This window comes from Pseudomonas sp. SMSB3, assembly GCF_052041965.1.
In the GTDB taxonomy this organism is placed as follows: domain Bacteria; phylum Pseudomonadota; class Gammaproteobacteria; order Pseudomonadales; family Pseudomonadaceae; genus Aquipseudomonas.
The window spans coordinates 124,572-146,071 of the sequence record NZ_JBKGGV010000002.1 but is presented as its reverse complement, the minus strand read 5'-3'; the positions used below and the strand labels follow the sequence as shown (position 1 = coordinate 146,071).

Genomic DNA, 21,500 nt, shown 5'->3' with positions numbered 1-21,500 from the left:
ATCCTCACGGTTGGTCACTTCTTGCCCGGTAACACCGAGCTAAGTACCTGTTTGGCGGTTTGTACGATGATTCCAGCTTGGTCGGGGTCGCCTTTGAGCAAGGTGCTGGCGAACTTCTTGGCCTGTTCGAGCTTGATGTGCGGGGGCAGTGGCGCGACGTTGGGGTCGGTCTTGAATTCGATCAGTACCGGGCGGTCAGCGGCCAAGGCTTTTTCCCAGGCGCCGGCGACGTCTTCTTCACGCTCGACGTAGATGCCTTGCAGACCAATGGAGATGGCGAACAGGTGATAGGGCACATCCGGGATCGACTGCGAAGCCTCGAACTTCGGATCGCCCTCCATTACCCGCTGCTCCCAGGTGACCTGGTTGAGGTCCTCGTTGTTGAACACCGCGCAGATCCACTGCGGGTTCTCCCATTGCTGCCAGTATTTGGCCACAGTGATCAGTTCCGACAAGTTGCTCATTTGCATGGCGCCGTCGCCAACCAGGGCAATCACCGCTTGCTGCGGGTGGGCGAACTTGGCAGCGATGGCGTAGGGCACCGCAGCGCCCATGCTGGCGAGCCCGCCTGACAGCGAGCACTGCATGCCTGCGCGGATCTGCAGGTCGCGGGCGAACCAGTTGGCGCAGGAGCCCGAGTCGCTGCTGATGATGGCGTTGTCTGGCAGGCGCGGTGACAGTTCATAGACCACCCGCTGCGGGTTGATCGGGTCGGCCTTGACCAAGGCCCGTTGTTCCAGGGTCTTGTCCCAGTCGGCCCGCCAGCGCTCGACCTTGCTGCGCCATTTGCGCTCGTTTTTTTCCTCGAGCAGCGGCAGCAGGGCGCGCAGGGTCTGCGCAGCGTCGCCAACCAGGTTGACTTCCATCGGGTAACGCAGGCTGAGCATGTCGGGTTGCAGGTCGATCTGCACGCCACGCGCCTGGCCTTCCTTGGGCAAAAATTCCGAATACGGAAAGCCCGAGCCGATCATCAGCAAGGTGTCGCACTCGTTCATCAAGTGGTAACTCGGCTCGGTGCCCAGCAGGCCGATCGAGCCGGTGACCCAGGGCAGGTCGTCGGGCAGTACGGCCTTGCCCAGCAGCGCCTTGGCCACCCCGGCGCCAAGCTTTTCAGCCACGGCAGCCACTTCCTCACTGGCGTCCAGTGCCCCGGCGCCAACCAACAGGGCAACCTTGCGGCCGGCATTGAGCACCTCGGCTGCCCGCTGCAGATCGTCCTCGAACGGCACCACTTTTGGTTTGCTGTAGCCGACACCAGAGTGGACCGTGCCGTGAGACCGAGGCGGATCGTTGTAGGGCAGTTCCTGCAGGTCATTGGGCAGGATCACGGCGGTAACGCGGCGCTCACCGACGGCTGTGCGCACTGCCCGGTCAAGCAGGTGACGGACCTGCTCTGGGGTTGAGGCTTGCTGCACGAAGGCCCCCGCCACATCCTTGAACATCGACACCAGGTCGAGCTCCTGCTGGTAGTGCCCACCCAGCGCAGCGCGCGCTTGCTGGCCGACGATGGCGAGCACCGGTTGATGGTCCATGCGCGCATCGTAGAGGCCGGTCAGCAAATGCGACGCGCCTGGCCCGGAGGTGGCGATGCACACGCCCAGCTCGCCGGTGAACTTGGCGTGGGCGCTGGCCATGAACGCGGCCATCTCTTCGTGGCGGGCCTGGATGAATTCGATCTTGCCACCAGCGCGATTGAGCGCGCCGAACACGCCGTTGATGCCATCGCCCGGGTAGCCGAAGATGCGCCGTACGCCCCATTGATACAGACGCTCTACCAAGAAGTCGCCTACCGTGCCTGTCATTGTCTTCTCCCGGTGTGTACTCGATAGGGGTCTGGACTTGACCGGCTCGGGGAAAGTTTCAATGCATGTGATGACCGTCGGTTCACTGGAACCTATCGCTCGCCATCTCCCTCACACCTCAAAGTGAAACGACTAGGCAGCCACTTATGGTGAATTTTGCTGAGGCGTACCTGTTACCCGTGCAGACGCTGCAGTTCGAAGATGACGGCGCGACCCCCAATAGCGGTCTGCCGGTACTGATTTACCGAATCCAAACGCCTATGACAGCTGCCTCGCCTGCCGCATTCGAAGCGCTGTTCGCACGGCACCACTGGACCCCGTTGTGGCGCGACGGGATCTTCCCCTACCACCATTTTCATCCCAACGCCCACGAAGCATTGGGCATCTGCGCAGGGCATGCGCAGGTGATGCTGGGCGGCGAGGGCGGCTTGCAATTAGATCTTCAAGCAGGCGACGTGGTGTTGTTACCGGCCGGTACCGGACATTGCTGCCTGACGTCGAGCGAGGATTTCCTGGTGGTCGGCGCGTATCCACGCGGCCAGGAAGATTACGCCACGTCAAGATCTGGAAAAGCCGCGCATGCGCAAGCACTGACGCGCATCCCGCGCGTCAGCACACCAGCGCAGAATCCGCTCACCGGCGCGCCTATGACCGAATGGAGCGGGTGCTCGTCCGTTCGTCGCTCGCGGTAGCTGCGCGGCGGAACGCTGCACCGCAAGGGTGCCTCGGACTATCAGGACCCGGCAGAACGGTGCGCCAGCGCCGTGACTTGCCTATCAGCCGCCCTTTCAGGAAACAGGTGAAGTCAAATGTGTGAAGCGATCGTCCAGACCTGTGATGCCTTTGCGGCACTGGCGCCGCTGCCATGGAGCGCGGGGAGTATCGACCCGGTGGCAGGCCTGCCAGGTGGCAAGGCTGTGCAGGGTGCAAAGCGCGAACGGCTGGTGAAACCGAAGATGCGCTTGCGCGCCATTGTGGTGCGTGACGGCCAGCCCGTGTCCGTCGAGGTGCGCTGGGGCTGGGTGCCTGATTGGTCAATGGGCGCGCGTGCACCGCTGACTCGTTTGTCTCTGGAGCAGGTCATGCGCGCCAGTCAGTACGCCCGACTGCGTGGGCAGGGCCGCGCCTTGATCCCTGTGGAAGGTTGGTATGAATCGACGGTCGATGGCGCTCAAGCCAAGCGTACGCGCCAGGCATTCGTCACGTCGCGCAGTGCAGGTCCGCTGTTCCTGGCAGCCATCGCGCACGTTGGCGAGCATCCCAGCGGCTGTGATGGCCTGGCACTGGTAACCCATGATGCAGGCAGTGGAACGGAACTGCTCGCACTGGACGCCCAGGCGGCACAGGCCTGGCTGGCCACCGATCTGGACTGGCAACGCGCGCAGACCTTGGCCAACAGCGTGATTGGGGAGGCCCAGCTCGAGCAGCTATTCATTGCCAAGCGTCAGCAGACGGGCACGCAGCGCAAGGCGTTCGGCTTGGCGGGGTGAAAGATCTACCTCGCTTTTTAACCTGGCGCGATCCATTTGCGGGAGCGACCTCGTGTCGCGTAAGGGCCGCAAAGCGGCCCTGGCAATACCGGTTGCGAAGCTGCAAGCCTGGGGGCGCTGCGTAGTCCTATTGCGAGGCAAGGCCGCTCCAAGAAATTGGACACCCCGCAAGACAGTCTTTCTATCGATGCTTTTGCAGGGCTGCGATCAACTGCGCCTTGGTCATGCGCGAGCGGCCCTTGATGTCCTTGCTGCGCGCCTCCTTGAGCAAGCTTTCCTTGGTTTGGCTTTCCAGCGAATCGCTCGACGAACGCGCATGACCCTCACGGGTCTTGGCGGCGCGCTTGGCAGAGTCGGAGCGTGCTGTTTTCTTCTCGTGCGCAGACGTCTTTTTGCCCGAGCCGCCAGATTTTTCACCGCCGCCTGATTGTTTGTTTACCGTCGCCCAGGCGCGGGATTCGGCCTCGTCCTTGTTCATGCCCTTGTGCTCGTAACTTTCCTCAATGTGCTCGGCTTTGCGCTTTTGCTTTTCGGTGTACTTGTCTTTGTCGCCACGTGCCATGGTCCTTTCTCCTCGCCAGTTTCTTCCGAACAGTTGAATGCCGCGCCGCGCGGCAGTGCCTTTGGCTAGACGAGCGGCAGGTTATCGGTCATTGACCTGAGACAGTGGTTTGGCCACCTCTTCCAAGGATCGACGCTCCGCCGCAACGCCCCAAAGCGCTTGGGTCAAGCCAGCGATGACCATCAGGGCGGCGCCGATCAGATAACCGACCAGCACATTGGCGCGCTCACCTGATTCGATCAGCGCGCCGAACAGGGTCGGGCCGATCAGGCCGCCCAGGGCGGTGCCAAAGGCATAGAATACGGCGATCGCCAGGGCGCGAATCTCTAGCGGGAATGTCTCCGCCACAGTGAGATACGCTGAACTGGCTGCTGCCGAGGCAAAGAAGAAAATCACCATCCAGGCCAGGGTTTGCTGCGTGACGTCAATCAGCTGCTGCTCGAACAGGTAACCGCTGAACGCCAGCAGAGCGCCGGATATCAAGTAGGTGGCGCTGATCATCACGCGCCGCCCGATGACATCGAACAGCCGGCCAAGCAACAGCGGACCACAGAAGTTACCGAGCGCGAACGGCAGGATGTACCAGCCCACCTTGGCTGCCGGCACGCCGTAGAAGTCGGTCAATACCAGGGCATAGGTGAAAAAAATCGCATTGTAGAAAAAAGCCTGGGCGCTCAGCAGGGTCAGGCCGACCCAGGCGCGGCGCCGATGCGTGACGAACAGGGTGCGCATCACCTCTGCCAAAGGCGTGTTATGGCGGGCGCGCAGGCGCAGTGGCGGCGCTTGGAGCGGCGGCAGGTCGATACCCCGCGCGCGGTATTGCCGCTCGATGCTGGCGACTATCCGTTCTGCTTCATCTGGCTGGTCGTGGATCATCAACCAGCGTGGACTTTCAGGGATCCACAGACGCATGAGCATGATCAACAGCCCCAATACCGCACCGATGCCAAAGCACAGACGCCATCCCAGATCTCCTCCGGCAATCGCGGGGTCGAGCAAGTACACCGCACCGATTGCGCCCAATGCAGCACCCAACCAGAACGTGCCGTTGATGGTCAGATCGACCCAACCGCGATAGTGCGCCGGGGTGAATTCCTGGATGGTCGAGTTGATGGCCGTGTATTCCCCGCCAATGCCTGCGCCTGTCAGAAAGCGCAACAGCAGGAAGCTCCAGAGATCCCAGGCAAAAGCGGTAGCCGCGGTCGCGCCCATATAAAGAAACAAGGTAATGAAAACCAGTTTGCGGCGTCCCAGTCGATCGGTCAGCCAACCGAAAAACAAGGCACCGATTACTGCGCCGGCGATATAAGCCGCGCCGGCCAAGCCGATGTCTGTGTTACTCATGGCCAATGCCGGGCTGCTTTTCAGCGCACCGGAAACTGCGCCGGCCAATGTCACTTCGAGACCGTCCAGCAGCCAGGTGATGCCCAGCGCGAACACCAACAGGGTATGAAAGCGAGTCCAAGGCAGGCGGTCGAGGCGGGCGGGGATATCCGTTGTGTACAGGCGCTCTTGGGACGAAGTGCTGGATTGCTGCACGGCCCGAGTCGTCATGCCAGCTCCTGAGATTCAACAACCTGTCAGCGGCTTGAGGGTAGCTGCTGATCAGCACGGTCGTCGCATCGAGTGATGTTTCGGCGACCGCTACCGATCAACAAAGCGTAGATGTTGCGGTTTGCGCGTGGGTCTCCTGAATCAGCTACCGCCACCAGCTCCGCCAGAGCCGCTGCCGCCAGCGCCGCCCATGCCGCCGCCAGTGCCAGTGCCGCTGCCTGTCCCGGTACCGCTACCTGTGCCCGTACCGGTACCGCCAGAGCCACCCATGCCTGAGCCGCCCATGCCCGAGCCAGTACCGGTGCCATTGGTGGTGCCGTCGCCGCCTGTACTGTCGGTGCCATTGGTGCCGGTGCCAGAACCGCTCTCCATGCCGGTGCCAGGGGTGCCAGTGCCGGTGCTGCTGCCAGTGCCCGAGCCGTTCATATGGCCCGAGTCATGGGTTTGCGTGCCGGGTGAGCGCTGGTCGTTCATATCCGTGGCCGCAAGCGCGAGCGGCGCGCTGGCGCCCAGGCACAGCGCAAGCATCAAGGTGTGTGGCTTCATCATCTTCATGGTGTATCTCCGTTTTTACGTTGAACACAATCTGTTCGGCCCAGACTGCTGGCTGATGTGCGATGGGATCGACGAACGGACTCTTCGCGAGCGCGGCGGATAGCTGGGAGCTGACATTGATAGTTGCCGATGAACCCGCGCCAATATCTGGCACCCCGGTCCTTCGCGCGTTTCGTCAGGCGTTGGCAAATCGGGTGAACCCCACGGCGCTTGGCCCCGGTCAGTCCTTTTACACAGACCAACCTGTGTTAACGACTGAGGTGAATGATCATGGCTAACAACCAAGACAACCGCGGTAATCAAGGCGGCAGTGCCAACTCCAATCCAGGCAACTTTGCCAATGACCGGGAGAAGGCGTCCGAAGCCGGCAAAAAAGGTGGGCAAGCTTCAGGTGGTGGCTCACACAGCCAAACCAGCGGCTCGTCCAAAGGCGGGCAAGGCAGTGGCTCTGGCGGCAACTTTGCCAATGACCGGGAAAAGGCCTCCGAAGCTGGCCGCAAGGGCGGCCAAGCCAGCCACAGCGGCGGGCGCAAGAGTGATGACAACCGCTGATCTTCGATGAAAACGCCGGGACGGTAGACACCGGCCCGGCGTCTGATGAGGAATTTGCCTATGTTCATGCATAACAAGCGACTGCAATACACCGTACGAGTGGCCGAACCCAATCCGGGATTGGCCAACCTGCTCCTTGAGCAGTTCGGCGGACCGCAAGGCGAACTGGCCGCAGCCATGCGCTACTTCACTCAGGCGGTCACCGAGGACGATCCAGGCCGCAAAGACATGCTGTTCGACATCGCCACCGAGGAACTCAGCCACCTGGAGATCATCGGTTCGATCGTGGTGATGCTCAACAAAGGCGCCAAAGGCCGTATGGCCGAAGGTATCGATACCGAAGGCGAACTGTATCGCTCATTGACCGGCGCCGGTAACGATTCGCACATCACCAGCCTGCTGTACGGCGGGGGTGCGGCGCTGGTCAATTCTGGCGGCATCCCTTGGACGGCAGCGTACATCGATACCATTGGCGAGCCCACCGCTGACTTGCGCTCGAACATAGCGGCCGAAGCGCGGGCCAAGATCGTCTATGAACGCCTGATCAACGTGACGGACGATCCGGGCATCAAGGACGCGCTAGGTTTTCTGATGAGCCGAGAAATTGCCCATCAGATGTCTTTCGAGAAGGCATTGCACTCGATTCAACCCAACTTCCCGCAAGGCAAGCTGCCGGGCGACCCTGAGTTCAACCGCACTTATTTCAACATGTCCCAGGGTGAAGACGTGCGCGGCTCCTGGAATGAGGGTCAGGACTGGGTCTATGTCGAACAGCCCGAGCCTGCGGTGGATGGCGGTGACGGCATGGCCACGGTGCAGCTCGATGCCGAGTCGGCGGCGACGGCTGAGGCCATGAAGATCCGGACCATGTCCAATCCAGAGGCACAACCGATGACTGGCGCCGAGTTAGGCAAAGTCAATGGTGATCAACCGCTGTAACCCCTATCCCGCAGCGGCTCGACTATCCGCTGCGGGTCCCTCTTTCACCCTCAAGCGTTTCGGGCATCGACACCTTCTCGGCTTGCCGTCGTTACAATGGCTTCCTGCGGCAAGGCCGTGACTTTGATTGCCCGCACTGGGACCGCAAACTTCGCGCCGATCTTGGAGAAACGTTCAAGCAAGCGGAAATTGATCGCCTGCTGAATATCCATGTACAGGTTGTAGCCCGGGTCCTGGACGATATACACGCACTCGAACTCCAGCGCTTCCTTGCCAAAGCCGCGCAGGTGCGCACGGTCGAAGCGGGCCTGATCCTGTGCTCTGATCGCCTCCTCGACGATCGCTGGGGCCTTTTTCACAGCTTCCGTCGGCGTGTCATAAGACAGGCCGAACTCGAAGACGATGCGTCGCTCCTGCAAGCGCTTGTAGTTCTGGATGGTGCTGCTGATCATGCTGGCATTGGCCATGACGATCTGTTCGCCGCCAAGGCTGCGAATGCGCGTGGTCTTCAGACCCACATGCTCCACAGTGCCTGCCAGCGGGCCGATGACGATGAAGTCGCCGACCTCGAACGGCTTGTCCACGGCAATCGACAACGAAGCGAACAGGTCGCCGAGAATGTTCTGTACCGCCAGGGCTACCGCGATACCGCCAACGCCCAGACTGGCGACAAAGGCCGTGATATTGACCCCAAGGTTGGACAGCATCGCCAGCAGCACCACTGACCACAGCAGCACGCGCGCGCCCCACGCCGACAGGGTAGCCAGGGCACTGCCCTGGTTCAGGCCTTCGGCGCTATGGCGAGCGAAATAGCGATTGAGCCCCAGGCCAATGGCGCGGTTGGCCCAAAGACCGATCTGCAACGCAGCGACTACGAACCATAAACTGCCGACTCGGGTCAGCCAGCGCTCGGGCAGGTCGAGCATGCTCAAACCAACCAGCAGCGAGGCGAGGAACAGCAGAAAATTGCTGGTGCCCGAGAGCACCTTGACCAGCACATGGCTCATGGCACCGTCATGCTCCGACCAACGCCGAACCCGGCGTAGCAGAAAACTGATGACGGCGCGCGAGACCAGGAACGTGACGATGGCGACGGTCAGTGCGAGCAGCAAATTGAGGATGGAAATACCGAATACGGTGGTGTCGGTAAACAATGCAATGATGCGGTCATTCATGCGGGGCGCGCCTCCTGGTTGCGTGAAGTGAAGTGCATGTCCTGATTGGGTGGCGTTCGTGGATTGCCGTAGATCAATCGAATTGCGCAGCTGGCCGGCTGTCTGTTCGCGGCAATCGATTTCGACCGTACAAGGTTATGGGTCCTCTACCGATAACAACCCCGTGGAGGACTCAAGCGATGAAAAGACGAGGCCTGACCTACCATCAGTGGCGCGAATCGATCCTGCCAAGCCAGACCCATGAAGAAACGCTCGCCGACGGCACGAGCCTTGAGGTGCAGACGCGGCTCTCGCGCACGGGGGCGACGCAGTTGTTCATCGGCGTATACCGAGCCGATGGCACGGTATGGGTCGAGCGGGCCTACGCCCAGCGCCCGGGTGAAACCATGAGCCGGGCGCTGGTATGGGGCGTGGGGTATGCCAGGCGCATCGCTCTGCAGCTCGAGCCTGGTACGGCGCAGACAGCGGGTCATTGAAGCATTCAGCCGTCCGACTGCTCCTCAGGTGGCACTTGCCCTTCAGGCCATTCGGGTGCCTCAGGCTCTGCCTCAGGTTCAGGTGCTGGCACAGAATCGCCTGGGTTGTGTGGCACGTTATCGACGTAGGGGTCGGGATGGTTGGGATCGATCATGGACTTGTCCTCTTCGTAAGTGATTCGGCAGTCGTTACATAGGTGGGGCAGTCGATCGACCTGCCTGTTCAATCCGATTGCCAATTGAACGCCCGGCGGCGCCAGCGACTCCACTGCAGCAACGACCCCCGGGAAGCACTACGATGATCCACCTCGGCTGTGCAGGCTGGAGCGTCTCGGCTGCCTTGGCCGAGCAGTTTGCCAGTGCAGGCAGTCACCTGCAGCGCTATGCGCTGCGCCTGAATGCAGTAGAGATCAACAGCTCGTTCTACCGTCCCCACCGACCGCAAACCTACGCGCGTTGGGCGGCATCGGTGCCAGAGGGGTTTGCTTTTGCGGTCAAGATACCCAAAGCCATCACCCACGAACGGCGCCTGATCGAGTGCGAAGCGGCGCTCGATGATTTCTTGCACCCATGCACGCAACTCGGTCAGCGCCTGGGTTGCCTGCTGGTGCAATTGCCGCCGTCGCTGGAGTACCACACAGTCACTACCCGTAAGTTCTTCGAACAGCTGCGTCGGCGCCATCAAGGTGCAGTGGCCGTTGAGCCCAGACATCCCAGTTGGCAGGCGGCGCAAGCCATGCTCGATGACCTGCACATTGCTCAAGTAGCGGCCAGCCCGTCGCGCTTCGATACCGATGCCCAGCCTGGTGGCTGGCCTGGGCTGGTGTATTGGCGCCTGCACGGGGAGCCGCGGATTTACCACAGTGCTTACCCCGAGACTTACCTGAAGCGGCTGGCTCAAGCACTGCGGCGCAGCAGTGATGCCGGTGTGCCGTGCTGGTGCATATTCGACAACACCGCCAGTGGTGCAGCCTTGGCTGACGCCCTGGCACTTGAGCGGTTGCTTGCGCAAGGCGTCAGCCAGATTGATTGAACCTCCGGCGCGTGCTGCTTGCCCACTTAATGGACACAAGCATTGATCACCGTCACCAACAGGAGGGGTTTCATGCCCAATGCAGCAGGCAAGATTCGCTATGGCGTAGTGGCCGGAGGCTCGATTTCCCAAGGGGCATTCATGCCCGGTATTGGCCAGACCGACAATTCGGTCATCACCGCCTTGGTCACCGGCGATCCACAGAAAGCCACGCAATTGGCCGGGCAGTATGGCCTAAAGGCCTATGCCTACGAAGACTACGCGGCACTGCTGAGCGCTGGTGAGATTGATGCAGTGTACGTGGCCACGCCCAATTTTAGGCATCGCGAGTTCGTCATCCCGGCCCTGGAGGCGGGCATCCATGTGCTGCTGGAAAAGCCCATGGGCACCCGTGAAGCCGATTGCCTGGCGATGATCGAGGCGGCCAAACGCAGCGGCGCGAAGTTGATGATCGCCTATCGCCTGCACTGTGAGCCGGGAACGCTGGACATGATCGAACGGGTGCATGCCGGCCACTTCGGTGACCCGCGACTGTTCACATCGATTTTCACTCAGCGCGTCAAGCCGAGTAACCATCGTGCGCAAGACGGCTTCGGCGTCGGCCCGGTTGCGGACATGGGGCCTTATCCACTGAACATGGTGCGCCAGTTGTTCAATGCCGAGCCGATCGAAGTGTCGGCGGTGGGGGTGCGCTCCCCAGGCAGCACCATGGACACCTGGGACACGGTCACCGTCAGCCTGCGTTTTCCCGAGGAGCGCCTGGCGCAGTTCACCGTCAGCTACACCTTGCCTGACACCGAGCGCTTCCAGCTGTTGGGCAGCAAGGGGGAAATCGAGGCGTCGCCTTGCTTTGGTTACGGGGAAGGGGTGGCGATCAGTTATCGTGCAACCATCGACGGCGAGACTCGCGTCCACGTCAACCCAGTCGTGGACCAGTTCGCGGGTGAAACAGCGTATTTTTCCGATTGCATTCTCAATGGCCAGGACCCAGAGCCGGATGGTGAAGAGGGCTGGCGCGACGTGCGCGTGGTTGCGGCAATCGAGCGGGCTTTGCAGACAGGCCAGGCCCAGCAGCTCGAACCCTTGGCCCCTCGGCCGTTTGCGCGTCGCCGCGAACAGCGCCGGGCATTCCCGCTGGCTGACGTGCCGCCGATGATCGCTACCGAGTCGCCTACCGAGTAAGCGATGAACCAGCGCGCCTGGGCAGGCGCGCTGGCCGTGGTCAGGCCGCGCGTTGCTCGCCTTTGAGCAGTTTCTTCTGCGCTTCCATGGCCAAGCCCATCTCGTCGAGTTGTTGCTTGCCCAGCAGCTTGCGGGCAGTTGGGAACAGCTCGCTTTCTTCTTCTTCGATGTGATGCTCAAGCAGCTCTTTCATCACTTTGACTCGGCCGGCGAATTCGACGGTACCGGTTTCGGTTTCCAGCAGGTCGGGAATCACCAGCGAGTCCACGGTGCGGTGTTCCTCCTTGGCCTCGTAGTACATCTTCTCTTCTTCCTTGCCACCGGCCTGCTTGATCGCCGGGTACAGGATCTCTTCTTCCAGCGCTGTGTGGATGCTGACCTCCTGCTTGATCCGGGCCAGCAGGTCAGCGCGTTTTTTTACCGCACGTTCTGTGGTCGAGGACAGCTCCTCGAGCAGTTTCTTCACCAGTTGATGGTCCTGTGTCAGCAAATCGATCGCGTTCATGGAGCACCTCTTCATGGGCTGGAAAAAATCACGGTTGCCAAGCATTGAGCGTGGGGCAAACGGCATGGTTCAAAACAGCTGATCAGCGTGTCGGTACGCAGCCACCCAAGGCCAGGGCTGCGCGTAGCGCAGCCAGATGGGTGAGGCCTTGCGGCAAGTTGCCAAGATAGTTGCCGGTGCCGGGGTCGATCATCTCGGCATAGATGCCCACGCCGTGACGCAAACCTTGCAGCGCCTTCAGGTAGTCGGTCTCGGCGCGTGAACGTTCGCCCAGCACTGCCCAAGCTTCGATGAGCCAGAACGTGCAGGCGAGGAAGCAGCCTTCTTCCTCGGCGGCGCCGCTGTAGCGATAGTGGAACGCCCCGGCAGCAAGCTCTGCCTGAACTGCCTCCAAGGTACTGCGCAGCCGCGTCTGATGCGGGTAGCCAAAGCGCACGGCCAGGGTGATGGATGCGTCCAGCCGGTCGCTGCCGGGGTAGAACAGGTAGGCCTGGCGCGTCTCGCTCCAGCAATGCTGTTCGATCCACTGTTCGACACGAGCACGTTCGCGCTCCCAGCGCTCCCGGCAGGTGGTCGGCAGATGGCCGCCGTCAGCCAGCTCGATCGCCCGGCTCAGCGCCTGCCAGCAGCTGATCTTGGACATCGTGTAGTGCTGCGTTTGCGGCAATTCCCAGATTCCCGAGTCAGGCAGACGCCAGTTATCGGCGCACTGGTCGGCCAAGCGCGAAAGAATGCTGGCGCTAGGTGCGTCGAGAATATTGCCGCTGTCGATGAAGCAGCGCGCCGTTTCGAAGATATCCCCGAATACGCCGTGTTGCAGCTGATCGCGAGCATCATTGCCGACGACCGGCGGGGAGTGCTTGTAGCCGGGCAAATCCACCGAGCGCGTACAATCGCCAACGGCGCCGGCCAGGGTATAGAACACTTGAGCGCCGTGTTCACCGAGCCGCCGCAGCAGCCAGGTGAACGCGGCCTTGGCCTCCGGTTGGGCACCGATGCCGAGAAACGCTTCGATGGTGTAGCTGGCGTCGCGAACCCAGGCGAAGCGGTAGTCGTAGTTCTTGCTACCGCCGATGCGTTCTGGCAGCGAAGTGGTTGCGGCGGCCATGATCGAGCCGCTGGGTGACGACAACAGCAGCTTGAGGGCCAACGCATTACGCACCACCAAGGCCTTGTACGGGCCCTCATAGATCAAGCTCTGCGACCACTGGCGCCACTCGCGGTCGGAGCCGTCGATGCGCGCGTCGACCAGGCTCAGAGGTGGCACCACCAAAGGTTCGTCTTGCCCGGCGATCAGCGCCAGCACGGTGCGTTGCCCGGCGCTGACGACCGCGCGGGCACGTACACCCATATCGTCCTTGCGCTCCACGTGCAACTGCTGATCGTGCAAGAACATGCCGAGTATCCGTCCGGCATGGAATACGCAGCCGTTGTCGTTGGGCGCCAGGTAAGGGCTGACCGTGTCGGCCTGAGTGCCAAAATCGATGGCGATGTCGAAGGCGACCTGGCCTTCGATACCCTCGAGGCGCCTGGCCAATTCCGCCCAAGGCAGCCGTCCCGCAGGGCCGCTGTTGAGCGATTCGGTCAAACGCGCGCGACCGTGATCGGTGATGAACACGGTCTCCAGAACGTTGCTGTCAGGCAGGTAGCGCCGCTCGGTCGTGTAGGGCTGGCTCGGGGTGATGGCGAAGAAGCCACCCGTGCGCGGAGACAGCAGCCGGTCGAACAACGGCGGCGAGTCCATGTGCGGGACGCACCACCAGTCGATCGAACCGTCCAGACCGATCAACGCCACCGAGCGGCCATCGCCTAGCGCTGCATAGTGCTCCAATAGTAGCCAGCCGCCATCGTCGCGCTGAGGTTCGCCGTGTTGCGGGGAGTCCATCCAAGGGTGATTCATCGTAATGCCTGCGCGACCAATTGTCCTGTTGGGACTCATCGGTGGCGCGTGGAGTTCGGCAAGCACAGCTGCGCTGGGCGGGGGCATGACCAATTGGTCAAAATAACTGAATCTTTTGCTGCATTGCCTGCTCCATTAGCGTGAATTGATGGAGGTGTGACCAATGGCAGGACAGCAGTTGTACGTTATCGAGTATGAGCTTCGCGGTGAATTTCGCACGTTCATCATCCGCCTTGAACGTATGGACAACGCCGAGGCGTGGCACTGGGCAAGCTGCGATGCGGGGGTCGGAATCATTCCGCGCTTCGGCCAGCACAAGATCAAGAAGGTCAGCCGTCCGATGGCCGAGCGCTATGGCCTGGCCAATGTGCGCTGGCGGGTGTCGGGCCAGGGGCCGGAGTTCGTTGCACCGCCGATCGATGTGAAGAAGTTTTCCACTGCCGCCCCGGAAGCATGAGCGCGCAGGCCGGTAAGTTCACCTGAACTTTGTGCGCCGCGCAGGCTTCCCTAGTAGTAAGGGGCCGCGTCGTCCAGCGGTCCATCAACTGGTGAAGAGGAGTGGCGGTCATGACTGAGCCTGTGACGTATTTCTGGATCGCGGTGGCCGCGATCATTTTGCTGGTCGATATATGGGCCATCGTCAGCGTGTTTCGCAGTGACAAGTCTGAAGCAACCAAGGTGCTCTGGGCTGTGCTGTTACTGGCGTTGCCGGTGGTTGGACTGGCGATCTGGGGGATCATGGGACCGCGAGGAATCAAGCGCGGGACCGGTCCGTCTTCACCTGAACACAGCAAAGGCTAGGAGTCTGCGAGCATGTCGAGCAAAGATCAGCAGAAAGTGGTGGAGCAGGCGAAAACCACCGGGGAGCAGGAGCGTGACAATGACGCCCAGCGCCCGGATGGCTCCACAGGAACCGCGCGCGACTCCACTGCCCAGCAGGCCGCCCGTGGCAAGGGGCAGCATAAACCTTGATTGAAGCGGGGCCGCATTGCGGCTCCAGCCTTCGGTCAATGAACTCAGGAGTCAGTTGCGTGCCGCGCATCATCACGCCCACCACGCCCGAACATGAAATTACCGAGCACAACGCACGGATGTTCGGTTCGCCCAAAGAGCGGCTGGATTTCTATCGCAGTGAAATTCAGTACGAAACGAGTATTCTGGCCAACCGTACCGATGCTTATCTGGCGGCGCAGTCGTTTCTGGTAATTGCCTTCGTTTCGGCCATGAGCAACCTGAATCAGAGTTGGGGCGAGATGTTCACCCTCGTGGTCCCGCCGTTTCTGGCGCTGTTGGGTGTGTTGAGTTCGCTCAACGCCTGGCCTGGCATTCGCGCGGCCTACAAGATCATCGAGCACTGGCAGCTCAAGCAAAGCAACCTGCTGCGCAGCGAGCCGTTGATGGGCCTGGCCTATGATGAGTCGCCGCTGTTCAGCGAGACTGAAACCTCACAAGCCGGGCATCGCAAGTCGTTGTTGTTCTCGCTGCGTACGCCCTGGATCTTCCTGGTGTTCTGGGTCGTGCTGGGCGGCTACGCGGTATTCATACAACTGGCCTGAAGACCTGCCTGCGCAGAGCCAGCCTTCAGGCCGATGTTCACGCGCCTGCTAGGGCAGCGGCGCATCGCCGCCCATAGTGCCCGCTGCTGCACCCGGCACAAGTATTACCTTGCGACAGTTGTCACGCTTCTGGTCGAACATCTTGTAGCCCATTGCCGCTTCCTCGAGCGCCAGGCGGTGGGTGACAATCAACTCTGGCTGCAAGCGTCCGGCTTCGATATGTTCGAGCAATTCAGGCAAGAACTTCTGCACGTGGGTCTGACCCATCTTGAACGTAAGGCCCTTGTCGAAGGCGTCGCCGAACATGAAGGCGTGGATGAAGCCCGCGTACACACCCGGGACGCTGACTACCCCACCCCGGCGCACAGCAGCGATGCTCTGACGCAGCGCCTTGCCGCTACTGCCCTCGATCTTCAACGCAGTCAGTACCGACTCGGTGGTACTGCCCTTGGCTTCGAAGCCGACCGCATCGATGACCGCATCGACACCGCGCATACCCGGCGTCAGGCGAATGATGCTGTCTGCCGGGTCGTCATCTTCGTCGAAGTTGATCGGCACCACGCCGTAGGCATCACGGGCGTAAGCCAGGCGGTGCGCGTTGTCATCGACCATGAAGATCGTCTGGGCGCCGAGCATGCGGGCGCAGGCGGCGCTGAGCAGACCCACTGGACCGGCGCCATAAATCGCGAGCGTGGAGCCTTGCCCGACCTGGGCATTGGTTACCGCCTGCCAGGCGGTGGGCAGGATATCCGAGAGAAACAGCACCTTGTCGTCCGCCAGCGAGGTGGGCACCTTGAACGGGCCTACGTTGGCCTTTGGCACCCGCACGTAATCGGCTTGTCCGCCAGGTACGCCGCCGTAGAGGTGGCTGTAGCCGAACAGTGCGGCACCCGGGGGCACAGCTTTCTTGTTGATGATCGCGCCGCGGCCGGTGTTGGTGGTTTCGCAGGCAGCGAACTGATCGAGCTGGCAGAAGAAGCAACTGCCGCAGGCGATGACGAATGGGATCACCACGCGATCACCGACTTGCACGTTGGTGACGCCGCGGCCGGTCTCCTCGACGATGCCCATGAACTCATGGCCAAAGATATCGCCTGACTCGGTTTGCGGAATCTTGCCGTGATACAGGTGCAGATCGGAGCCGCAAATGGCGGTAGCGGTCACTCGCAAAATGATGTCGTCGTCAGCCTGGATCATCGGATCAGGTACGGTGTCGACCCTGACATCCTGGGCGCCGTGATAGGTCAAAGCTCTCATGGACTGATCTCCTGCAGTGCGTGTCGGTTTAGACAGTGTATGCAGGGGAAGGCATTTGCGAGGGTAAAGTTCAGGCGAACTTGGTCAATGGTCAGGGCCGGTTCGCGAGCCTGTCGCCGAGGCGGCCTCGCACCAGCCATGGTTCGGCGGTGCGCAGGCCAGGCCCAGGCGCAAGCGCTAGGCGTTTTCAGCTTCCAGGCGCTTGAGCAGCGCCTCGGCCACCGCCTGTGACGAAGCAGGATTCTGTCCGGTGATCAGATGCCCGTCTTCGACCACATAGCTGGCCCAGTCGGCTGCCTTGGAGTAGTCGCCGCCCTTGGCCTTGAGCATATCCTCTACCAGGAAGGGCACGATCTCGGTCAAGCCCACGGCCTGCTCTTCAGTGTTGGTGAAGCCGGTTACCCGCTTGCCCTTGACCACCGGATGGCCATCAGGCGCCATGACGTGCTTGAGCACGCCAGGTGCGTGACACACCGCCGCTATGGGCTTGTTGGAGGCGTAGAAGGCCTCGAGCAAGGTCTTCGAGTCAGTGTCTTCGGCCAAATCCCACAGCGGCCCGTGGCCACCGGGATAAAACACTGCATCGAAGTCGTAAGGGTCGATTTCACCCAGGGGCACGGTGTCGGCCAGGGCCATCTGGCCCTCGGTATCGCTGGCGAAGCGCTTGGTAAACTCGGTCTGGGCATCGGCTTCGTCGCTCTTGGGGTCCAGCGGTGGCTGACCGCCTTTGGGCGAGGCCAGGGTCACGTCGGCGCCGGCGTCGAGAAACACATAGTAGGGTGCCGCGAACTCTTCGAGCCAGAAGCCGGTTTTCTTGCCGGTGTCACCGAGCTGATCATGTGAGGTAAGCACCATCAGGATTTTTTTCATGCGAGCCAGTCCTCCAGATGTGGAACAACAGGGCGCCGTTCGCCCTGCATGAAGATGGGAGGGCAGGGCGCCGCGGCGGTTCCATGATTCGCACGCAGCCTCTGCGGACCCTTGCTCTAGGGGCGACGCTTGCACGCATCGAACCAGCATTGCCGGCAGTGCCACTCAATAGTCACAAAGCTGTAACACAGCTGCTGCAAAGTGTGCCGGCCATCACACGGAGCGCTTTTCCCATGATACGCCTGATGAAGTCTGCTGCACTTGCCGTTGCCGTTTCGCTGAGTGCCACTTCGGCCTTCGCCGCTGAGAACGTACGCTTGACCGGTTCCGGGGCAAGCTTCCCTGCACCGATCTACCTGACCTGGTTCAAGGACTTCAGTAAAAAGACCGATGGCGTCACCGTCGACTACCAGTCCAAAGGTAGCGGCGCCGGTGTTCAGGACTTTCTGAACAAGACCGTCGATTTCGCCGCCAGCGACTCGGCCATGAGCGAAGCGGACATCGCCAAGGTCAGCGAAGGTGTGCAGTTGCTGCCCATGACCGCAGGCGAGATCGTCCTGGCTTACAACTTGCCAGGCAACCCGAAGGGCCTGAAGCTGCCGCGCGAGGTGTATTCGAACATCTTCCTGGGCAAGATCACCCAGTGGAACGACCCGAAGATTGCCGCCGCCAACCCTGAGCTGAAGCTGCCGGCCATGCCGATCACCGTCGTCGTGCGCGCCGACTCCAGCGGCACCAATGCGGTCTTCACCAAGCACCTGTCGGCGATCAACCCTGACTTCAAGGCTGCGCTGGGCGAAGGCAACACCGTGAACTGGCCGGCCACCGACAAATTCATCAAGTCGCCCAAGAACGACGGCGTGACCGCCACCGTGCGCCAGACGCCGGGCGCCATTGGCTACATCGAATACGGCTTCGCCAAACTGGCCAAGGTGGATTTCGCGCAGTTGCAGAACAAGGCCGGCCACTACGTGGTGCCGAATGCCGAAAGCGGCGCCGAGGCGCTCGCTGCAGTGCAGATGCCGGAAAACCTCGTCGCCACGCTGCCGGACCCGGAAGGCGCCAAGTCCTACCCGATCACCTCGTACACCTGGATGATCTTCCGCAAGGACAACGGCAACCCGGCCAAGGCCAAAGCCATGCGCGACATGGTCGAGTACAGCCTGACCGAGGGTCAGAAGATCGCCGACTCGATGGGCTACATCCCGCTGCCACCGTCGGTTGTCGAGCAAGTGCGTAAAGCGTCGCAAAGCATTCAGTGATACCTGAGGCGCTTGCGGTGTGGTGCAGTCGCCGCGCCGCAAGTGTTTGCCCTACGTCTCGGAACTAGCCCATGAACACACCTTTCGCCATCCCGGACAACCCAGACTCAGCGTGCCAGCCGCCGTCTGCCAAGGACTTCCTGGTAGATCGCACGTTCCGTGCGCTTGCACGTATCGGTGTGGTACTGATTCTCGCCCTGGTCTTCGCGCTGGTCTACGAAGTAGGTCGCAAAGCGTTGCCAGGCATGGAAAAGCACGGTTTCGACGTGCTGTTCGGCAGCGTCTGGGATGTCAACCAAGGCAAGTACGGTATCTTGCCTGCCATCTGGGGCACGCTGTACAGCGCGCTCATCGCCTTGGTGATCGCCGGGTTCTTCGGCGTCAGCATGGCCATCTTCCTCACCCAGGACTTCTTGCCCGCGAAACTCGCCGCCGTGTTTCGCACCGTCGTCGAGTTGCTCGCCGCCATCCCCAGCGTGGTCTACGGCCTGTGGGGCATCTACGTGGTCATTCCGGCCATTCGCCCGCTGACCGCATGGCTGAACAGCGAGCTGGGCTGGATTCCGTTCTTCAGCACCTCCCTGAGCGGCCCCGGCCTGCTGCCGGCAGCGCTGGTGCTGGCGATCATGATCCTGCCGACCATTGCTGCAGTTTCACAAGACGCGCTGACCAGCGTGCCGATGAAAACCAAGCAGGCCGCCTATGGCATGGGCACAACCCATTGGGAAGCCATCCTCAAGGTCATGCTGCCGTCGGCGGCCACCGGCATCTTCGGCTCGCTGGTGCTGGGCCTGGGCCGGGCGCTGGGCGAAACCATGGCCCTGGCTATGCTGGTCGGCAACGCCAACACCATCACCCTGTCGCTGTTCGCTCCAGCCAATACGCTGGCAGCACTGTTGGCGCTGAACTTCCCCGAAGCCGGTCCGAACGAGGTCGAGGTGTTGATGTACGCCGCTTTGGTGCTGATGTTCATCACCTTGCTGGTGAATGTCTTCGGGTCGCTGATCATGCTTTACGCCCAGCGGGGGAATAAATAATGACCAATCTCACTGCGGCCACGGCCGCCTTGCCCAGCTTGCAGCGCCGCTTCGAGGGTCGTGCGCTGCGCAGCTTGCTGCTGACCACCATGGTCTGGTGCGTGGCCCTGCTGGCCAGTGTGCCGCTGATCTCGGTGCTCTACATGCTGATCACCCGCGGCGGCGCGCGCCTGAGCCTTGAAGTGTTCACCGAATTGCCGCCAACCGGTTTCGAGCTGGGCGGTGGCTTTGGCAATGCCATGGCCGGTACTTTCGTCATGGTCGGCATCGCCGCTGCCATCGCCGTGCCGGTGGGGATTCTCGCGGCGATCTTCCTCGCCGAGCTGGGCCCGGACAGCAAGTTGGCCAACGCCTCGCGCTTCGCTGCCAAGATGCTCACCGGCTTGCCGTCGATTTTGGCGGGGGTGTTCGCCTACGCCCTGGTGGTGATGACCACCGGCAGCTATTCGGCCCCGGCCGGCGGCGTGGCGCTGGCGGTGCTGATGCTGCCGATCGTGGTGCTGACCGCCGAAGAGGCGATGAAGATGGTGCCCAAGATCATGAAAGACGCCGCCTACGGCATGGGCTGCACGCGTGCCCAGGTGATCTGGAAGATCATCCTGCCGACCGGCATGCCGGCGATCCTGACCGGGGTCATGCTGGCCGTGGCCCGCGCTGCGGGTGAGACGGCGCCGCTGCTGTTCACCGCCCTGTTCAGCAACTACTGGATCTACCACGACGGCAGCCTGGCCGTGATGAACCCCACGGCATCGCTTGCCGTGCTGATCTACAACTTCTCCGGCATGCCGTTCGACAACCAACTGGAGCTCGCCTGGGCGGCCTCGCTGGTATTGGTGATGATCGTGCTGGTGGTGAACATTCTTAGCCGTATCTTCGGCAAGCCAAAGTACTGAAAAGAGAGCATTCGACCGTGAACGTATCAACAGCGCAAAGAGCCGCTCCCTTGGTCAGCGAAGCGCCGATTGTCATGGATTGCAAGCTGGACAAGATCTTCTACGGCAACTTCATGGCGGTACGCGACAGCCACGTACCGATCCGCAAGAACGAGATTACCGGTTTCATCGGGCCGTCTGGCTGCGGCAAGAGTACTGTGCTGCGCAGCCTCAACCGCATGAATGACCTGGTCAAAGGCTTCCGCTTCGAAGGCCATGTGCACTTCCTCGGTCAGGATGTCTATGGCAAGGGCGTCGACCCGGTGGTGGTGCGCCGCTACATCGGCATGGTGTTCCAGCAGCCCAACCCATTCTCGATGAGCATCTTCGACAATGTGGCCTTCGGACTGCGCCTGAATCGCTACAAGGGCGACATCGGCGACCGGGTCAAGCATGCGCTGCAGGGCGCTGCGCTGTGGGACGAGGTCAAGGACAAGCTCAAGGTCAGCGGCCTGTCGCTCTCCGGTGGTCAACAGCAACGCCTGTGCATCGCCCGCGCCATCGCCACCGAGCCGGAAGTGCTGTTGCTCGACGAGCCGTGCTCTGCATTGGACCCCATCGCCACGCGTCGGGTGGAAGAACTGATGGTCGAGCTGAAGAAGGACTACACCATCGCCCTGGTCACGCACAACATGCAGCAGGCGATCCGCGTGGCCGACACCACCGCGTTCTTTTCGGTGGACATCTCCCAGGGCACCCGTACCGGCTACCTGGTGGAAATGGGCCCGACCACGCAAATCTTCCAGAGCCCGCGCGAACAGCTGACCAGTGACTACATCAGTGGCAAATTCAGCTGAAGCATCGCTCGCGCCCAGGCGATCCGCAGCGCCGGCCAGGACGGCTCGCTGCTGCGGTTGGGCT

The 21,500-nt window shown here is 61.6% G+C and carries 25 protein-coding genes; 15 read left to right on the top strand and 10 right to left on the bottom strand.

Going from position 1 to position 21,500, the window contains the following annotated elements:
• Positions 1 to 14: 14 nt before the first annotated feature.
• Positions 15 to 1,802, bottom strand: a complete 1,788-nt coding sequence (locus tag ACLEJW_RS03960) for a thiamine pyrophosphate-requiring protein (RefSeq protein WP_313294864.1) — start codon at positions 1,800 to 1,802, stop codon at positions 15 to 17.
• Positions 1,803 to 1,948: 146 nt separating this feature from the next.
• Here ACLEJW_RS03960 and ACLEJW_RS03955 point away from each other — a divergent pair, with 146 nt between their 5' ends.
• Both ACLEJW_RS03955 and ACLEJW_RS03950 read left to right on the top strand, forming a co-directional pair.
• Positions 1,949 to 2,494: a cupin domain-containing protein gene (locus ACLEJW_RS03955; protein WP_313455324.1), complete on the top strand. Its 546-nt coding sequence runs from the start codon at positions 1,949 to 1,951 to the stop codon at positions 2,492 to 2,494.
• Between the two features lie 117 nt (positions 2,495 to 2,611).
• Positions 2,612 to 3,292: an SOS response-associated peptidase family protein gene (locus ACLEJW_RS03950; protein WP_313294866.1), complete on the top strand. Its 681-nt coding sequence runs from the start codon at positions 2,612 to 2,614 to the stop codon at positions 3,290 to 3,292.
• A gap of 181 nt (positions 3,293 to 3,473) precedes the next feature.
• Here ACLEJW_RS03950 and ACLEJW_RS03945 read toward each other — a convergent pair whose 3' ends face one another.
• The 3 genes from ACLEJW_RS03945 to ACLEJW_RS03935 form a co-directional block, all read right to left on the bottom strand.
• Positions 3,474 to 3,854: a termination factor Rho gene (locus tag ACLEJW_RS03945; RefSeq protein WP_145186719.1), complete on the bottom strand. Its 381-nt coding sequence runs from the start codon at positions 3,852 to 3,854 to the stop codon at positions 3,474 to 3,476.
• 81 nt (positions 3,855 to 3,935) lie between these two features.
• The gene (locus ACLEJW_RS03940) at positions 3,936 to 5,408 is read right to left on the bottom strand and encodes an MFS transporter (RefSeq protein ID WP_440777010.1); all 1,473 of its coding nucleotides are present in this window, start codon (positions 5,406 to 5,408) and stop codon (positions 3,936 to 3,938) included.
• A 141-nt stretch (positions 5,409 to 5,549) separates the two neighbouring features.
• Positions 5,550 to 5,963 (bottom strand): hypothetical protein, encoded by a 414-nt coding sequence (locus ACLEJW_RS03935; protein WP_313294868.1) that lies wholly within the window; start codon positions 5,961 to 5,963, stop codon positions 5,550 to 5,552.
• Between the two features lie 270 nt (positions 5,964 to 6,233).
• On the opposite strand from ACLEJW_RS03935, the gene ACLEJW_RS03930 reads away from it, so the two are divergent.
• Positions 6,234 to 6,515 (top strand): general stress protein, encoded by a 282-nt coding sequence (locus ACLEJW_RS03930; protein ID WP_313294869.1) that lies wholly within the window; start codon positions 6,234 to 6,236, stop codon positions 6,513 to 6,515.
• Positions 6,516 to 6,575: 60 nt separating this feature from the next.
• The gene (locus ACLEJW_RS03925) at positions 6,576 to 7,454 is read left to right on the top strand and encodes a manganese catalase family protein (protein WP_313455319.1); all 879 of its coding nucleotides are present in this window, start codon (positions 6,576 to 6,578) and stop codon (positions 7,452 to 7,454) included.
• 50 nt (positions 7,455 to 7,504) lie between these two features.
• Here the strand turns inward: ACLEJW_RS03925 and ACLEJW_RS03920 are convergent, their stop codons facing one another.
• Entirely contained in the window at positions 7,505 to 8,629 is a 1,125-nt protein-coding gene (locus ACLEJW_RS03920) for a mechanosensitive ion channel family protein (RefSeq protein ID WP_145186704.1), read from the bottom strand.
• A 179-nt stretch (positions 8,630 to 8,808) separates the two neighbouring features.
• Between ACLEJW_RS03920 and ACLEJW_RS03915 the strand changes: the two genes are divergently transcribed.
• The gene (locus ACLEJW_RS03915; RefSeq protein ID WP_145186701.1) at positions 8,809 to 9,105 is read left to right on the top strand and encodes a hypothetical protein; all 297 of its coding nucleotides are present in this window, start codon (positions 8,809 to 8,811) and stop codon (positions 9,103 to 9,105) included.
• Positions 9,106 to 9,110: 5 nt separating this feature from the next.
• On the opposite strand, the gene ACLEJW_RS03910 is transcribed toward ACLEJW_RS03915, so the two are convergent.
• Positions 9,111 to 9,260 (bottom strand): hypothetical protein, encoded by a 150-nt coding sequence (locus ACLEJW_RS03910; RefSeq protein WP_178108319.1) that lies wholly within the window; start codon positions 9,258 to 9,260, stop codon positions 9,111 to 9,113.
• 143 nt (positions 9,261 to 9,403) lie between these two features.
• On the opposite strand from ACLEJW_RS03910, the gene ACLEJW_RS03905 reads away from it, so the two are divergent.
• A complete protein-coding gene (locus ACLEJW_RS03905) occupies positions 9,404 to 10,138 on the top strand; it encodes a DUF72 domain-containing protein (RefSeq protein WP_313455315.1) in 735 nt (244 codons plus the stop codon).
• A 72-nt stretch (positions 10,139 to 10,210) separates the two neighbouring features.
• The gene (locus ACLEJW_RS03900) at positions 10,211 to 11,320 is read left to right on the top strand and encodes a Gfo/Idh/MocA family protein (protein ID WP_145186695.1); all 1,110 of its coding nucleotides are present in this window, start codon (positions 10,211 to 10,213) and stop codon (positions 11,318 to 11,320) included.
• Between the two features lie 40 nt (positions 11,321 to 11,360).
• Here the strand turns inward: ACLEJW_RS03900 and ACLEJW_RS03895 are convergent, their stop codons facing one another.
• Positions 11,361 to 11,825 carry a hemerythrin domain-containing protein gene (locus ACLEJW_RS03895; protein ID WP_145186692.1) on the bottom strand — a complete coding sequence of 155 codons (465 nt, stop codon included), beginning with the start codon at positions 11,823 to 11,825 and terminating at the stop codon, positions 11,361 to 11,363.
• Between the two features lie 82 nt (positions 11,826 to 11,907).
• Complete coding sequence (locus ACLEJW_RS03890; protein WP_313455704.1) at positions 11,908 to 13,710, bottom strand: glycoside hydrolase family 15 protein; 1,803 nt, start codon at positions 13,708 to 13,710, stop codon at positions 11,908 to 11,910.
• Positions 13,711 to 13,888: 178 nt separating this feature from the next.
• On the opposite strand from ACLEJW_RS03890, the gene ACLEJW_RS03885 reads away from it, so the two are divergent.
• The 4 genes from ACLEJW_RS03885 to ACLEJW_RS03870 all read left to right on the top strand — a co-directional run bounded on the left by ACLEJW_RS03885 (position 13,889) and on the right by ACLEJW_RS03870 (position 15,281).
• Entirely contained in the window at positions 13,889 to 14,182 is a 294-nt protein-coding gene (locus ACLEJW_RS03885; protein ID WP_313294874.1) for a DUF6555 family protein, read from the top strand.
• Between the two features lie 110 nt (positions 14,183 to 14,292).
• Positions 14,293 to 14,526, top strand: coding sequence for a PLDc N-terminal domain-containing protein (locus ACLEJW_RS03880; protein ID WP_145186686.1), 234 nt, complete (start codon positions 14,293 to 14,295; stop codon positions 14,524 to 14,526).
• 12 nt (positions 14,527 to 14,538) lie between these two features.
• Positions 14,539 to 14,697, top strand: a complete 159-nt coding sequence (locus ACLEJW_RS03875) for a hypothetical protein (RefSeq protein WP_313294875.1) — start codon at positions 14,539 to 14,541, stop codon at positions 14,695 to 14,697.
• Between the two features lie 59 nt (positions 14,698 to 14,756).
• Positions 14,757 to 15,281: a hypothetical protein gene (locus ACLEJW_RS03870; RefSeq protein ID WP_145186683.1), complete on the top strand. Its 525-nt coding sequence runs from the start codon at positions 14,757 to 14,759 to the stop codon at positions 15,279 to 15,281.
• 48 nt (positions 15,282 to 15,329) lie between these two features.
• Here the strand turns inward: ACLEJW_RS03870 and ACLEJW_RS03865 are convergent, their stop codons facing one another.
• Positions 15,330 to 16,538: a zinc-dependent alcohol dehydrogenase gene (locus ACLEJW_RS03865; RefSeq protein WP_313294876.1), complete on the bottom strand. Its 1,209-nt coding sequence runs from the start codon at positions 16,536 to 16,538 to the stop codon at positions 15,330 to 15,332.
• A gap of 177 nt (positions 16,539 to 16,715) precedes the next feature.
• Positions 16,716 to 17,408 carry a type 1 glutamine amidotransferase domain-containing protein gene (locus tag ACLEJW_RS03860; RefSeq protein WP_145186677.1) on the bottom strand — a complete coding sequence of 231 codons (693 nt, stop codon included), beginning with the start codon at positions 17,406 to 17,408 and terminating at the stop codon, positions 16,716 to 16,718.
• Between the two features lie 233 nt (positions 17,409 to 17,641).
• On the opposite strand from ACLEJW_RS03860, the gene pstS reads away from it, so the two are divergent.
• The 4 genes from pstS to pstB all read left to right on the top strand — a co-directional run bounded on the left by pstS (position 17,642) and on the right by pstB (position 21,436).
• Positions 17,642 to 18,670 (top strand): phosphate ABC transporter substrate-binding protein PstS, encoded by a 1,029-nt coding sequence (gene pstS, locus ACLEJW_RS03855; protein ID WP_145186674.1) that lies wholly within the window; start codon positions 17,642 to 17,644, stop codon positions 18,668 to 18,670.
• 71 nt (positions 18,671 to 18,741) lie between these two features.
• The gene (pstC, locus tag ACLEJW_RS03850; RefSeq protein WP_313294877.1) at positions 18,742 to 19,707 is read left to right on the top strand and encodes a phosphate ABC transporter permease subunit PstC; all 966 of its coding nucleotides are present in this window, start codon (positions 18,742 to 18,744) and stop codon (positions 19,705 to 19,707) included.
• Positions 19,707 to 20,600 carry a phosphate ABC transporter permease PstA gene (gene pstA / locus ACLEJW_RS03845; protein ID WP_145186668.1) on the top strand — a complete coding sequence of 298 codons (894 nt, stop codon included), beginning with the start codon at positions 19,707 to 19,709 and terminating at the stop codon, positions 20,598 to 20,600. Before pstC ends, pstA begins: the two co-directional genes overlap by 1 nt.
• Positions 20,601 to 20,674: 74 nt before the next feature.
• Positions 20,675 to 21,436 carry a phosphate ABC transporter ATP-binding protein PstB gene (gene pstB / locus ACLEJW_RS03840; protein ID WP_218570363.1) on the top strand — a complete coding sequence of 254 codons (762 nt, stop codon included), beginning with the start codon at positions 20,675 to 20,677 and terminating at the stop codon, positions 21,434 to 21,436.
• The last annotated feature ends 64 nt before the right edge of the window (positions 21,437 to 21,500 follow it).